A 15,484-nucleotide genomic window follows, 5' to 3' on the forward strand; every position below is an offset into this window, starting at 1 on the left:
AAATAGAAGCTCAATAATGCGTCTATATAAGTATTTTTATATAAAATTGCTTATATAGTAAAAATTGCTTAGTGTTTATTACTCAATTCTATGTTCTGAAAAGTCAGTTTTGGAGTTTATTGATGTGTGGCAACAAATCAGCGACCATGGCTGAGAGAACAAACGCTAGAGAAGTTTTAAAAAATGTCTATCCTCTTATAGATACGCATACACATTTTGATGCTCCAGTGTTCGACAATGATCGCAGACAACAGGTAGAGCAGGCTTATAGTCAAGGTATTCGTCACTTAGTGCTAGTAGGTTATCTATATCAGTATTTTGATCGAATGTATGATACTCAAGATTTCATTAATAAAATGTCGCAGTCGTCTGTGACAAAGGCAAACAACCAAGATAAATGCAATGTTACAGCCCATATCGCACTTGGCTTACACCCATTTTATATTAAGCAGCATACTGACGATCATGTAATACAACTTGAACAAATGGTGATAGAGCAACGTCCATTAGCCATTGGTGAGATTGGATTAGATACCTTTACCGATGCAATGAAGCAGCCTGATGTATTTGCTAAACAAAAAAGGTTCTTTGCGGCGCAGTTGGATATAGCAGTGGCTCACAATCTGCCAGTGATGCTACATATTCGTAAAGCGCATGCTGAAGCACTCGCAATATTAAAAGCGCATAAATACGATGCGCATAAATTAGGCGGTATTGCCCACAGCTTTAGCGGTGGCGAACAAGAGGCGAAGGCTTTTGTAAAATTGGGGTTTAAGCTTGGTGTTACGGGTCAGATAACCAATCCGAATGCCAAAAAACTGCGCCGTGCTATTCAAGTAGCAGTTGAGAGTCATGGTATCAAATGCTTGGTCATTGAAACGGATTGTCCAGATATGACACCTACTATGTGTCAGACATCGGATGACACCCATTCACATGATAGAAATATACCAGCCAATCTGCCATGGGTATTAGCAAGCTTGAGTGAGCTATTAGAAATACCACATGATAAACTTGCTAAGCAGTTATGGCAAAATAGCTGTGATGCTCTGAAAGTAGACTGGGCTTATCCAACTTAACTGTGCTACTTATAAAAAAAGCATAGCGGTAATTAGAAGCTAAAAAGTACTAGCCAAATAAATGACAACCAAAATATTTGAAAAGAGAATTTGATCTGTTATGAGTAACACGCGACAATTTGAACAACCAGAATCCGTCGAAGACAGTCTTGCACAAGACGAATCGCGCCAACAAGATGAGCAGTACGATCGTCGTTTTCAAGGTACACGGACACTATATGGTACCTCTGCGGTTGATACTTTTTCGGCAGCTCATGTCTACATTATTGGTGTAGGAGGGGTGGGCTCTTGGGCAGCCGAGGCACTGGCTCGGACAGCGGTGGGAACGATTACGCTGATTGATTTGGATGTATTGGTTGCGTCTAATGTCAATCGCCAACTGCCTGCACTAGACAGTACGTTTGGACAAAGTAAAATTGAAGCAATGGCAACTCGTATTAGAGAAATTAATCCTACAGTAACGTTAAATTTAGTCGATGACTTTTTGACGGTAGATAATGTCGCCACACTTCTACCAAGTCGTGAAGCAGTCAAGTCCGCTACTGCTCAGGGTAGACCGATTGTTATTTTAGATTGTGTAGACGATATGAATGCGAAACTAGCAATCGCTTTACACTGTCGTTTTAATAAACTAAAGTTGGTCTGTGCGGGCGGTGCAGGTGGTAAGATAGATCCAAGTCAGATTAGAGTAAGTGATTTGCGTGACTGTTATCAAGACCCACTACTAGCAAAGCTACGCAACAAGTTACGCCACGAGAAAGGCATTAACAGTGCTTTAAAAGAGAAATTTGGTATCAAATGTGTCTATTCGACAGAGCCGCCAATTGTAGATAAAAGCTGTCAAATAGGCGGCCTACAGTGCGGTGGTTATGGCTCAGCAGTGGTCGTTACGTCAGTGGTGGCGATGATTATGGTGAGTGAAGCATTACAATTATTAATAAGACAGACGAGTCGTAACTAATGTGTCTGATATTATTTAACGGAGTTTACCTTGTCTATATCTAACTCACCTCAGCAGAGCTACCCTGTCGCGGTAGATGAAATAGAGCGTATCAATAAGCTAAGAAAGTATCAGGTACTCAATGAAGATGAGGAGCCTGCGTTTGATCGGCTCGTTGAACTCGTAAAGCTGTTTTTTGATGTGCCTGTGGTTACCATTACTTTCATGGATGAGGAAACCCAATATTTAAAGCCAGCCTGTCAATTCGATAGTGAAGATGAGGCTGTAAGCAAAGGGCCACGTAACACGGCTTTTTGTAATTATACAATATTGTCTGATGATGTATTAATCGTGTTAGACACCTTTAAGGATAGTCGTTTTAGCCAAAGTCCAATGGTCACAGGTTCTCCATATTTACGATTTTATGTTGGTGCACCTATTATCCTGAATGAAGACAACAAAAGGTATCGTCTAGGCACCTTATGTCTCATGGATACTGAGCCACATCAGAGTTTTAGTAGTCAACAAGAAAAGATATTGGCGCAGTTTGCAATGATGGCTGCAGATGCGTTGAAACTACAAGATAAACAACGTGATGCTAAGCGTGCTAATGAGATGAAATCAAGCTTTTTGGCTAATATGAGTCATGAGATTCGTACACCGATGAATGGCATTATCGGTATGGTAGAGATGTTAGGCGATACCGAACTCAGTAGCGAACAACGTGACTATGTTGATAATATCAAAGTCTCTAATGAGCATTTGATGGTTATCATTAATGGTATTTTGGACTTATCGAAGGTTGAGTCTGGAAAAATGACGATTGATTCTATTCCATTGAATTTATCTAGCTTATGTAATGAGGTCGTCAGTTTGTTTGCGATTAAGGCACGTCAAAGAGGCGTAACCTTAGATTATCATTATACTGAAACGCTATCACCTTATGTAAACGGCGACCCTGTGCGTCTAAAGCAGATTATTGCAAACTTGGTCAATAACGCGATCAAGTTTACACGTGAAGGTGGTCAAGTAAGTATCGATGTTAAACATATGGACAATTGCTACTGTCCAAATAACATTGACGAAAAATTCGTGAGTACGAGTCAAGAAAAAGAAGCAAACAAAATAGAATGCGATAAAACTGGTCAAAATATGACTTTGTGTATAGAAGTGAAAGATACGGGTGTTGGTATTAAAGAAGAGTCGTTAGAGGCGATATTTGATGCTTATGACCAAGCAAATAAGTTTACTCATCGTATTTACGGTGGTACTGGACTTGGACTGTCTGTTTGTAAGTCCTTAGTCGATTTGATGGGTGGTCATATACATGTAAATAGTGAAGTAGGGGTTGGTACGACATTTAGTGTTTTATTACCGCTGACTACTATTGATGAAAACAAGTATGAAACATGGCAAGACTCTCACGATACGACTATGATTGAACCTACGCATGAGCGGTCTGGCCATATCTTGTTAGTCGAGGATGATGCTGTCAATGCGATTATAGCCAAGAAATCACTAACCAGCAGTGGTCATACCGTCACCCATGTTACGGATGGCCAGCAAGCAATTGAGGCTTTTGCTTTATTCCCTGATCGTTATGATGTGATATTGATGGATCATCATATGCCGATTATGGATGGAGTACAGGCAACTATTAAATTGCATGAACTATATGATCCTCAAGCGTTGCCGCCTATTATTGCCCTGACTGCCAATGCAATGGACGGCGAGCGGGAGAAATATCTAAAAGTTGGCATGCAGGATTATTGCACCAAACCTTTTAAGCAAGAGCAGTTGAATGCCTTAGTGCAGTATTGGCTGATACAAAAGCAATCATTGGAAGAAGAGTGATTTGCTAAATATTAGTATTAGTGCCTTTGATTAGCATCTTAATGTAACTATGATCGATAAATATAAAAAAAGCTTAACCGCCTATATGGTGGTTAAGCTTTTTTATTGATGATAGAGATATCAGTAGATATCAACTACCAATCATGTTCGGAGCGATATTAGTTCACGCGAGTTTGGTAGTCGCCAGTACGCGTATCAACACGTACCACTTCACCTTGTTGCACAAATAATGGTACACGTACAACGGCACCTGTCTCTAATTTAGCAGGTTTGCCACCACCGCCTGAAGTATCGCCGCGTACGCCAGGATCTGTTTCTGTGATTTCTAACTCAACGAAGTTAGGCGGCGTGACTGACAGAGGAGCGCCATTAAATAACGTAATGGTACATAGAGCATTGCTGTTTTCTTTTAACCACTTGATTGAGTCACTCATTGCGTTTTTGTCCGCTTGAATCTGCTCAAAGCTCTCAGGATGCATAAAGTGCCAAAACTCGCCATCGTTGTATAGATAGTTCATTTCAGTATCCATCACATCAGCAGCTTCTAAGCTGTCACCTGATTTGAAAGTTTGTTCCAGTACTTTACCACTACGAAGATTGCGCAACTTAACACGGTTAAAGGCTTGACCTTTACCAGGTTTGACAAACTCGTTTTCAAGAATGGCACAAGGGTTGCCATCAAGCATCACTTTTAGACCAGCTTTAAATTCATTAGTAGAAAAACTTGCCACAAGAAACTCCTAGGGGTTGTAAATATAATAGTAAGACATAGGGCTGACTGTACCAAAATTTTCTGTTATGCCAAGTATTTACGGATTAACGAGGATACTTTGATAGGCTAGACACTAAGGGCGTATAATATCGGATTTTGGGCACAGGTAATAGGCTGTCATGATAAACCATTTAATCACACAAAAAAACTGGCAAACGCAATTATCGGAAGCTATTACATCTGTTGATGATCTATTGAGTATCCTAAAGCTTGAATCAATGCGTGCAGAAGTTTACGTACCTAAGCATTTTGAACTGCGTGTGCCGCGTGGCTTTGTGGCAAAAATGGCTATTGGCGACCGTAATGATCCCCTGCTTAAACAAGTGTTGCCAGATCAGCAAGAGCAGATTAACGTCACAGGCTACGTAGCAGATCCGCTGAGCGAAAACACTCAAAACCCTGTAAAAGGTTTGCTCCATAAGTATCAATCAAGAGTGTTATTAACGATTACAGGCGCGTGTGCTATTCACTGCCGTTACTGCTTTCGCCAGCATTTTGACTATAGTGCCAATATGCCGACTGCTGATGCAAAAGAAAATATTATCAACTATATTAATGCAAATTCTGAGGTAAATGAGGTAATTCTGAGTGGTGGTGACCCACTAAATGTGACCAATAGACGTTTGTTTTTATGGTTAGATACTTTGGAGTCTCTTCCGCAGATTACTACCATTCGGCTGCATACGCGTTTGCCATTGGTGATACCCGCACGCTTGGACGCTGCATTGCTAGAAAGGCTATCTCAAAGTCGCTGTCATATTGTCATGGTCATTCACTGTAATCATGCCAATGAGCTAGATGCACCAACTACTGAATACTTGCAACGTGCGAGAGCAGCTGGGATTACTCTATTAAACCAAGCCGTGTTGTTAAAAGGTGTCAACGATACTCTTGACGCGCAAGTGCAGCTTAGTCAGCGTTTGTTTACTTGTGGCGTGCTACCATACTATTTACATGTGTTGGACAAAGTGGCTGGCGCGGCACATTTTGATAGTAGTGAGCAAGCAGCGATTGAGCTTTATTGGTCATTGTTAGCATCATTGCCAGGTTATCTTGTCCCTAAGTTGGTCAGAGAGTTACCGAATAAACCCTTTAAAGTGCCGATTGATATTTACAGCAATAGCTAATGTAGGGCACTATGTCAATTTAAGATAATTAGTAAACAAAGAGCGGCTTTTAAAAAAGATGCGGATAGTATCTTTCAAAACTAAAAACTAAAATATAGGATTTATACTTTTGTATAAGTATAAATAGATATATGATTGGAACAGAATATAGGCTGTCTGTATGTAAGCTAACTTAAAAGTATACAATTTTAGATGTAAGATTTTGACAGTATGTAGGTATTGTCAGAGCGTACTGCTAGTTTCAGGCTCACAATAAATAGATATCATCACTTTTCTATAGTCGAGCTTAACAAACATTTTTTATGCCATACATGTATTTGTACTGCTGCATATTACTGATTGCTTCAGAGTGACTAATAGAGAGTAAAGATACTGATGATAACTTTATCAATGTTTCAAGAGCATTTAGATTCTACAGATCCACTACCTCCGCTATCTAATCGCTCAGTAAATGGTCAAGAGCGTTACTTGTTAAAGATGTTGGCAACACTACCTACGCTCACCCAAGAGCAGCAAACAGAACATTTAGAGAGTCTACTGACAGTATTACGTGAATCCAATATGGATGAACAACAGCGTCTTAAATTAATGGTAACAGTCATTGATGCCTCAGACCGACTGATTGCAGCTTTTAGGCAGCACTATATCTATGAGACAGGCGCGCTTAGTCAGGATCAGATGTCTTATATCGCTCAAATGCAATCGCTACATTATTTAATTATCATGGTTTACGACAAAGTCATACGTCGTGAGACGCAGTTGTCTGAAGCCTCCTTAAACCAATCTTCTGGTAAAGGTTGGCAGCGTTTTTTTGGTGCTGAGACTAAACCTGATAGCACGCTTGCTATTGCGATTTATCAATCACTATTAAGATACCAAAAACTATTAGCAGAAGAAACACTTTGCTATCGAAAGCCATCAGATTACCTGTGGTCTAAAGTCAATCAGTTATATTATCTGGCTCATCAGAGAAAAGTGACTGATATTGATTTGAACCTACATACCGTCACGAATCAAACACACAGTATCCATCAGCTATATTGCCAAATCTGTTTGCATCACTTGTTAAATTTGCGTGCTATGAGGCGCCCGAATATCTTACTCGTACAGCGTCTATTGCCTGATTGGGCTAAACACATGGTCGCGACAATGGAGCCTGCCACCGAGACAAAAGTTTTCGTTGATCTTCATAGTAGTAATCCGCCAAGCTATCTAACAGTCAACTCTCATATCAACCCCTATGAAGATCGTCATGACTGTCTATTTATAGAACTGACACCGATAGTTGAGTATTTTGAGTCACGTAAAAAAGACTTTATCGAGGAAGGTGGTACAGTAGAATATAGTCTGCTTAATGCTATTTCGATGACCATCAGCTACCGCTATTTGCAGCCACCACTTACCTTACCAACCAAATATACTAGCAAGCAGCAGGCAAAGTTAATCACCAATTTTAATGATATACACTACCATGTAGGTCATTCAAAAACTTTTGCCAATTTGATCGCTATCAAACATTTACGAGAAGAAGATAGGCCTTTATACGATACATTTGACAGCGAGCGTGGCCGCAGTAATGTCATAAATATTGAAAAATTTGACGACCATGACAGTTCTTCAGCATATCGTACACTGCATTTATTGCCAAAAGCTGCTGATCTCAGTAAGAATGTTGCCAACAAAAACATTCTCAATAAAGAAGGGTTTAACGTAGAACAAACTGACTCTGACGTTTCTCTAACAGCACCGCAGCCTTTACACATCATGAGTTTGATTTTAGTCTATGGCTCTGAAAGTACAGAACAACCTAATTGGTCAATAGGGGTAGTACGCTGGTTCAATGTCGACACTAAAAATCCAGAAGTGGAATGGCAAATACTCGGGCATAAAATTGTGGCATGTGGATTACGTTTGGAAGGCAGTAAAACGCGAAGTCATAATTTTATACCAGCATTTATTCTCGGTAAGGATGAACAGCTACAGACGACTGGCACACTAATCGTACCACCTTCGTACTTTCAAGCTGATGATAGAGTCGTCATGCGTATTGGTAATAAACAAACTTCTTTACGATTAGGACGTAGGCTGATGATGACTGATAAGTTTAGTCAATACGAGGTGGTGCAGTTATAGCGCTTAGAGGTACTTAGGTGTGACAAGTATTTCAGGCCATAACGAAGAATTTATACAGACTTCTGTCAGTAATATAGTAGTCGACAAAGGGCATAAGTTAATCTGCAGTTGGTCTAATTATTGTCTATAATGATAAATATTGTTACTCTGACTTTTATGATATCTATAACAATAAGATAATTATCATGGTGAAAACTCAATCTATACTGATGGGATTTATAGAATATTAACGCTAGCGTCTTTTGTGTGCTAGGTTAGTTTTAGACAAAGATGTAAAGTAACAAAATAATAGATAACAATACGTACGACTAAAAGGCTCCTTATGCGCTCTCAATCTCTTTTAAATTTATTGGTGATCAATGACGATCAGCTCTATGCTGAACGTCTTGTTCAGTTATTGAGTCCTTATTATGATAGTGTGAATTTGGGGTTTTTGGACGATAAAGAAGAGCTATTAAAACTTCTGCGCCAACCGTGGGATGTACTGGTATTTGGCAAAGCTTATAATATGAGCTTTACAGATGTGGTGAGCCTCGTACAAGAGCAAAATATCGATCTGCCAATGATCTGTTTAACGAATGAAGAGATAGCGTCGACGGCCTACAATGAGTATGAGCTACCGACTGTGATTAGTGGCACGATGGTCAAAGCGCTTGAAATGGATCAGGAAATGCCAGTCGTAATGGCCATTTGTTTGCAACATAATAGTTTGCGCAGTCGCCGTGAGCTAAAAACCTTACGTCAAGTGCTTTCTGAAGCAGAACAACGTGCCAATGTGTTGATTAAGAACTCTAAGAGCGCGGTCGCTTATATAGACGAGGGTATTCATATATTTGCTAATGAGCCCTATCTTCAGCTATTCGGCTTTAAATCGATGAATGAAGTGGTAGGCGTGCCTATTATTGACCTGATTTCAGGTAGAGATAATGTTCAAGGGTTTAAACAGTTTTTACGTCAGTTTGACAAAGGCAGTCGCCAAGACGTTGAGTTTAATTTTGAAAGTGTACGGACAGATGGCAGTACTTTTGAAGCAAAGCTACAACTAGCATCAGCCACGTTAGAGGGCGAGCCAGTCATTCAGATTATTATTCAGCAGAATAGTAATAATAGTGCAGAGGTTGCTAAGCGTTTAGCTGAAGCTGAACGTAAAGATAATTTAACTGGCCTAGATAATCGTCGCGGTTTTGAAGATCAGATGATAGCAATACATCAGCAGGCGACGCAAGGACTAATAACCGCAGCCCTGCTGTATGTGCAGGTTGATAATGTAGGTAAGATCAGAAGTAGCTTAGGTCTACAAGGAATAGATGCAACGGTCAAGCAAGTTGCCCATACGTTGACTGAGCTAGTACCTGATGGGCATGTAAGCCGTTTCAGCGATACCGCATTCACGATTTTAGTAAAAAACAAGACGACGAATGATCTTGAAGAACTTGCTGCGCATATCGGTTCGTCAATCAAGGGTATGTTTATTGAAGTTGATAAACGTACAACCAATACAACAGTTAGTATGGCTGTTGTCAAGATTGAAAAAAATCCTGTAGAGCCTGTCATCATATTAGAACGTGCCATGGATGCTATTAGCCAAATCATGGTAGAGACTTCTAACAGTGGTGGGTCTTACCGTATATATGACCCAAGCGAACATGCCAATAGCGATGATCATGCGCTTGCTGAGTCATTAGTGGATGCCATTACTAATAACCGTTTTGATCTATCATTTCAGCCGATATACGACATCAACAACGATCGTAGCGACTTCTTTGAAGTTTATCTACGGTTACCTTTGTCAGATGCTGACAATACGGTATTAACCCCCGATCAATTTATGGCGGTGGCTAAAAAACATCAACTGTTAGAAAAGATTGATCGATGGGTGCTTATCAATGCCTGTAAGAAAATTAATGACGTCCGTAAAGTTCATCCTGAGGCTAAGTTATTAGTACAATTAACTAATGCTTCACTGGTTGATAAAAAACTGCCGATTGTCGCCAGTCAATTGATAAAAGCGGTAGGCGGCGCAGCTGGTGTATTGACACTACAGTTCAATGAAATAGATATCTCTGATCACTTAACCGTCGCCAAATCTCAATTTTCCGCACTCAGCGATGTTAGCTGTCAAATAGGCATCAATAATTTTGGCTCTTCTGTCAAATCTATTGAAATTGCCAATTTTGTCCAGCCTGATATGGTACGCTTAGCGCGCAGTTATATCCAAGATATTGGTTCAGCAGAAAATCTAGAAACGGTTAAATCTCTTATTGCGCGTACTAATGATATCAAGGTTGATGTGCTCATGCCTTATATCGAAGATGCAGCAACGATGTCGGTCGCTTGGAGTGTGGGCGCGCGCTATTTGCAAGGGTATTATTTAGAAGAGCCTAGTAGCACAATAAAGGTAGCGAGTTAAAAGGCTATACGTCATATCGTTTATGTCATGGCGATAATATTCCTCAACCAAAGATTGCTAAAAATGTTCCTTATCAGTAGATATCAAATGAGCAGCCTTTTGGCTGCTGTTTTGTTGCTCGCAGCTTGTGAGAAAACGCCACCTGACCACCGTGCTCCTGTGACCCTGCCCTTATATACCGAGGGAGATGCGGACAACGGCTCAATAATCTATAAAGATGCTTGCGGTCAATGTCATCAACGTAATGCAGGTCTGAATAAAAAAGGCCCACAATTAATGAATATATATGGTGCGCCAGCTGCCGAGTTAAAAGACTATACCTACAGCAAAGGGCTAGAAGATTCAGGTTGGGTATGGGATGCAGAGACACTCGATCCATATATTGCAGATGCCCAAAAAGCCATGCCAGATTCTAAAATGCTGTCTGACCCGATGCCAGATGCGAAAGAGCGTGCCGATATCATTGCTTATTTATCTACGCTCCGTGCCGCTGCACCAACCGTTACAGATGATGTGAACTGACTTATCATCGTTATGACCTAAAAAATGAGCCAATAACCTACTATGACCCATGCAGCTAACGATAGATCATTATCCACCTCTCACAAAATAGCGAAACCGTTTAGCCAGTCCATACCTAGTACGGCTGATTTTCAACGCAATCAGCAGCAAATCGCACAGCTGTTAGCGCAATTAAATCAGATTGTGTTGGACAAGCCGCAAGCAGTCAGGCTAGCACTCAGTTGTATCTTGGCAGGCGGTCATTTGTTATTGCAGGACTTGCCTGGTATGGGTAAGACGACTTTGGCACAGGGCTTGGCACAGTTGTTAGGTTTGAGCTTCAGCCGAGTGCAATTTACCAACGATATGTTGCCTGCTGATATTTTAGGTATGAGCATCTACGACCAAAGTAAACAGCAATTTGAGTTTCGTCCGGGACCTATCTTTACTCAGTTATTACTTGCTGATGAAATCAACCGTTCCAGTCCCAAAACACAGAGTGCGTTACTTGAAGCGATGGAAGAGCGACAAGTCACGCAAGATGGCCAGACTTATCCTTTGCCGCAGCCGTTCTTTGTGATTGCCACTCAAAATCCATTGCAGCAAGCAGGTGTCTATCCGCTCCCAGAGTCGCAGTTAGACAGATTCTTGTTATGTTTGTCATTGGGTTATCCATCGCCTGCCGCAGAGCGTGAGCTGCTAAAAGGTAAAGACCGTCGCGAGCTACTCAAAGATTTGAATACAGTGCTTGATACTGAGGCTGTGCTGCTGGCTCAGCATGGTGTCAGACAAGTTTATGTAGCAGATACTGTATTGGATTATTTGCAGAGACTGGTTGCAAAAACTCGTGCGAGTCAGGATTATCATGGTTTATCACCTCGCGGTGTATTGTCACTACAACGTGCTGCCCAAGCGCATGCCTATGTATCAGGATATATGGAAGTGACCCCTGAAGATATCCAAGCGGTGTTTGCTGCGGTCACTGATCATCGCCTCGGTCAGCGTTTCGTACCCGCGCATGTGACTGGTGGGCAAGCAACAAAAACCATCGCCCAACGCATCCTAGCAGAAGTGTCAGTCGTCGCTTAGCGGCTGATATGCTGTTTGACCGTATTGATTAATTGCATCGCTGAAATATAGTACTACACATAGTTAAATCTATATAACTTAGAGAAAATATTAAAGTCACTCAGTTCACTATTTACGGTATTTTCACTCGTTCTTCTTGTATTCGAATTGTCCTGAATCAACTATATCGTTCTATTCGTGAGTTTGCTTGTCAGTCAGATATAAATACAAATGATGGCAACATTGTCAATCAGATGGTAATAATAGGGTAGTCATGAGCTTGTTACCAGAGGCCTTAACCGCACCAATAAAATCAGCTCTGAGCCGCTGGTTTGCCGCGCGCGCACCTAAGAGTGATAGTGCTACGCTTAATTTGCGTAATGTCTATATTTTCTTTAGTCGTGAAGGAATGCTATTCGCCATATTGTTAGTAATTACCTTTATCGCGGGTATCAACTATGGCAACAACTTAGTGCTTGGTTTGTGCTTTTATCTGGTTAGTGTTTGGCTAATTAGTTTTCATGTTACTTTTGCTCATATATCTGGTCTACAAGTGCGTCTGCTAGAAGTCACTATGACAGAAGCAGGCTCGCCTGTTTGGGTTGCACTACAGTTGAATAGTGATAGTCGCCAACCAAGGCGCCAGTTGCTATTTGAATTTGAGCAGATAACCAATAAAAAAAACAAAAACGGCACAAACACGCAAAGCTCAGTGCTTATCACACGATTACAAGGCGAGCAAGTCGTTCGACTTCCTGTCCAGACTTACAACCGTGGTCAACTTGAACTACCGCGGTTAAAAATAAAAACAGTTTATCCCTTAGGTATCATGCGTGCATGGTCTTATGTCTACTTTGCGCGTACAGCGTGGGTATATCCAAAACCTGAAGTATTTGATTGGCAAGCAAAATATGCAATCGCAAGCTTAGAGGGTTTACCAACAGGTGGGCAATATAGGCAGGGTCAGGACGACTTTGAGCGACTAGACAACTATGTCGAGGGTGAGTCATTGGCCCGAGTATCTTGGGGGCATGTGGCGCGGGGACAAGGTATGCTAACCAAGCACTTCGCTGATCCGGTCGGTCATGAGCAAACGCTTGATTATGCAGATATGCCAGCTGCACATCACGAGCACAAACTTGCACAATTGGCTTATGGCGCATTGACGCTAGGTCAGCTAGGCGTGCCGTTTCAAATGCGTTTACCTAGTGATACTCCTGCTACTACGGAGATGGGGAACGGAGAATCCTTTGCGCAAGCATGCTTGCTAAGGCTTGCGAAAGCACCATGACCAATTCTAAACGCTTATCTTCTGCTAATGTTAATACACTGTCCATAGAGTATTCTGCGCTCGATGCTACAAAAAGGGCTAGCTTTGAGCAGTTGGCTTTAGGTCAAAAAGTCTCGTTTCAACCTGAGCGAAATGACGCTAAATGGTATCGTAAGTTATTTGCACTGCCAGCTTATTATTGGGTATTAATTGCTCAAGTCGTCGTTGTGTTACCGCATGCCGCACATTTACCATTATGGCTGATAGGATTTGCCGCCGTCAGTATCGTCGCTCAATTGCCTCATATCAAAGCTAAATTCAAAAAACTATCGCACCTAAAGCGTATTTATCAAAGTGTACAAATGCTAGGCTTTCTGCTGGGGCTATTAGGTCTATGGCTAACCTACAATACAGCATTTGGGCTTGATATGGGTGTGGCATTTTTGGTGCTATGCCTAGTTAGTAAGCTATGGGAGCTATATAAGCGCCGCGATGCCTATGTGGTGCTGAATTTATCACTGTTCGTGCTTGCGGCATTATTTTTGATGGACCAAGGTTTACTAACTACTTTAGAAGTGATCGTTGGCGCAGTCATTGTATTGCTAGCATTTATTGCGCTTAATGATGATAGCAATGCTAACGGTGATGGACGCTTGCGTACATTGGGCGTGTTAGGGGTTGGTGCATTGCCATTATTGGTGGTGCTATTTTTGTTTTTTCCGAGACTGCCCCCACTGTGGTCAGTACAGCTCTCAGGTCAGCAAGCTACTACAGGTGTCTCTGATAGTATGTCTCCTGGTGATTTTGCTAATTTAGGGCAGTCAACTGCGCTAGCTTTTCGGGTAGAGTTTGCTGATGAGCGCCCACCGCAACAGCAGTTGTATTGGCGCGGTTTGGTATTTAGTGATTTCGATGGTGTCACATGGCGTCCGGCTTCTCAAAAGGATCAATGGTCGTCGAGATTGCAAGCACCTGCATGGATTCAGAATGCCTTTGCTACTGTCCCTGACGAATCAAGGGCGGCACCTGTCAATTACAAGGTTATCTTAGAACCCACTCAGCAAAACTGGCTATTTGGTCTTGATTATCCGTTCTCTGAGCAGCCAGATATCAATACTACCTCTGAATTTACCTTATCAAAGGATCAACCTGTTACGCAGCAGCTTCGCTATGATGTGTTGCAGTTTGCACAGATGCGTATTGATCCAGTTCTAACAGAGGTATCAAGACGTGAGAACCTTGCTTTGCCTAACGAAGGTAATCCACAAGCACGCGCGCTTGCTAAGCAGTTATTTGAGCAGTCAGGTTCAGACCCTGTGCGCTACATAGCGGCTATCGAGCAATGGATCAATCGGACAGAGTTTCGCTATACGTTGTCGCCACCACGGCTCAATACCAATCGGATTGACGAGTTTTTATTTGAAACCAAAGCAGGGTTCTGCGAGCATTATTCGTCAAGCTTTACCTTTATGCTACGCGCTGCTGGTATCCCTGCACGAGTAGTAGCGGGCTATCAAGGTGGTGAGCCGAGTCGCAATGGTAACGTATGGGAAGTGCGGCAAATGGATGCGCATGCGTGGACTGAGGTTTGGCTTGAGGGCCAAGGCTGGGTGCGTGTGGATCCGACAGCATTTGTGGCGCCTGAGCGAGTAGAGCAAGGCATGAACACGATGACCCAGCAGCAAGGGGCGGCTATGTTTGGCAATGGTGCCAGTGCACAAATCAGCTATCAGCAGTATCAAATGCTACAAACGCTACGCCGATTATCAGACCAAGCGAGCTACTACTGGCAAAAAGACGTAGTCGGCTATGACCAAGACAAACAGGCAGACTCATTACTCAAATGGTTCAATATTAGCTCAATCATGCAGCAAATTATCTGGTTAGCCACCAGTGCGGTTTCCGTTATGGCTATCTTAGTATTTGTCATTTGGTATCGCCGCCGCAAACGTTGGCACCCAGCAGACTTACCTCTTGCTCAGCTCTCAAAACGTGTTGCCAAGCATGATAAATTATTAGCCCGCAATGATAATGAAGGGCAGCTAGCTTGGCTGGAACGTTTGGCATCGGCTATTGATAGCCGTCAGGGTAACAATGTTCACTCTGCTACGAGTCAGCTAACAGATAGTAGCGACCCAATCGTTATTCAGACAAAGCTTATTGAAATCAGACAAAACTACCGTCAGTTACGCTATGGACGACTGAGTACATTTGATAGCAGTCATAGTGAATATCAAGAACGACTCAAACAACTTAAAAAAGATGTACGCGCATTGTTATAAAGGTTTTTGATGACAGTGTTATTAAGTTGCTAAAGTATTTTTAGCTGA

At 41.8% G+C, this 15,484-nt stretch carries 11 protein-coding genes; 10 read left to right on the forward strand and 1 reads right to left on the reverse strand.

What is annotated here, in order from left to right; genetic code table 11:
- The first annotated feature begins 146 nt into the window (after positions 1 to 146).
- The 3 genes from ABFV72_RS07065 to ABFV72_RS07075 all read left to right on the forward strand — a co-directional run bounded on the left by ABFV72_RS07065 (position 147) and on the right by ABFV72_RS07075 (position 3,873).
- Positions 147 to 1,079, forward strand: a complete 933-nt coding sequence (locus tag ABFV72_RS07065; protein WP_347163063.1) for a TatD family hydrolase — start codon at positions 147 to 149, stop codon at positions 1,077 to 1,079.
- Positions 1,080 to 1,179: 100 nt separating this feature from the next.
- Positions 1,180 to 2,040 (forward strand): tRNA threonylcarbamoyladenosine dehydratase, encoded by an 861-nt coding sequence (locus ABFV72_RS07070; protein ID WP_347162958.1) that lies wholly within the window; start codon positions 1,180 to 1,182, stop codon positions 2,038 to 2,040.
- A 30-nt stretch (positions 2,041 to 2,070) separates the two neighbouring features.
- Complete coding sequence (locus ABFV72_RS07075; protein ID WP_347162959.1) at positions 2,071 to 3,873, forward strand: GAF domain-containing hybrid sensor histidine kinase/response regulator; 1,803 nt, start codon at positions 2,071 to 2,073, stop codon at positions 3,871 to 3,873.
- A 158-nt stretch (positions 3,874 to 4,031) separates the two neighbouring features.
- On the opposite strand, the gene efp is transcribed toward ABFV72_RS07075, so the two are convergent.
- Positions 4,032 to 4,604, reverse strand: a complete 573-nt coding sequence (gene efp, locus ABFV72_RS07080) for an elongation factor P (RefSeq protein ID WP_057761310.1) — start codon at positions 4,602 to 4,604, stop codon at positions 4,032 to 4,034.
- A 160-nt stretch (positions 4,605 to 4,764) separates the two neighbouring features.
- Between efp and epmB the strand changes: the two genes are divergently transcribed.
- The 7 genes from epmB (at position 4,765) to ABFV72_RS07115 (ending at position 15,436) form a co-directional block, all read left to right on the forward strand.
- Positions 4,765 to 5,772, forward strand: a complete 1,008-nt coding sequence (gene epmB, locus ABFV72_RS07085) for an EF-P beta-lysylation protein EpmB (protein ID WP_347162960.1) — start codon at positions 4,765 to 4,767, stop codon at positions 5,770 to 5,772.
- 375 nt (positions 5,773 to 6,147) lie between these two features.
- Positions 6,148 to 7,905: a hypothetical protein gene (locus ABFV72_RS07090; RefSeq protein ID WP_347162961.1), complete on the forward strand. Its 1,758-nt coding sequence runs from the start codon at positions 6,148 to 6,150 to the stop codon at positions 7,903 to 7,905.
- A gap of 322 nt (positions 7,906 to 8,227) precedes the next feature.
- The gene (locus ABFV72_RS07095; protein WP_347162962.1) at positions 8,228 to 10,315 is read left to right on the forward strand and encodes an EAL domain-containing protein; all 2,088 of its coding nucleotides are present in this window, start codon (positions 8,228 to 8,230) and stop codon (positions 10,313 to 10,315) included.
- Positions 10,316 to 10,414: 99 nt separating this feature from the next.
- On the forward strand, positions 10,415 to 10,837 hold the full coding sequence (locus ABFV72_RS07100; protein ID WP_347162963.1) for a c-type cytochrome: 423 nt from the start codon (positions 10,415 to 10,417) through the stop codon (positions 10,835 to 10,837).
- Between the two features lie 42 nt (positions 10,838 to 10,879).
- Entirely contained in the window at positions 10,880 to 11,905 is a 1,026-nt protein-coding gene (locus ABFV72_RS07105) for an AAA family ATPase (protein ID WP_347162964.1), read from the forward strand.
- 253 nt (positions 11,906 to 12,158) lie between these two features.
- Positions 12,159 to 13,175 carry a DUF58 domain-containing protein gene (locus tag ABFV72_RS07110; protein WP_347162965.1) on the forward strand — a complete coding sequence of 339 codons (1,017 nt, stop codon included), beginning with the start codon at positions 12,159 to 12,161 and terminating at the stop codon, positions 13,173 to 13,175.
- Positions 13,172 to 15,436, forward strand: a complete 2,265-nt coding sequence (locus tag ABFV72_RS07115) for a DUF3488 and transglutaminase-like domain-containing protein (protein WP_347162966.1) — start codon at positions 13,172 to 13,174, stop codon at positions 15,434 to 15,436. The genes ABFV72_RS07110 and ABFV72_RS07115 overlap by 4 nt, the downstream gene beginning before the upstream one ends.
- The last annotated feature ends 48 nt before the right edge of the window (positions 15,437 to 15,484 follow it).

Source organism: Psychrobacter proteolyticus, assembly GCF_039762275.1.
GTDB classification, from domain to species: Bacteria; Pseudomonadota; Gammaproteobacteria; order Pseudomonadales; family Moraxellaceae; genus Psychrobacter; species Psychrobacter proteolyticus_C.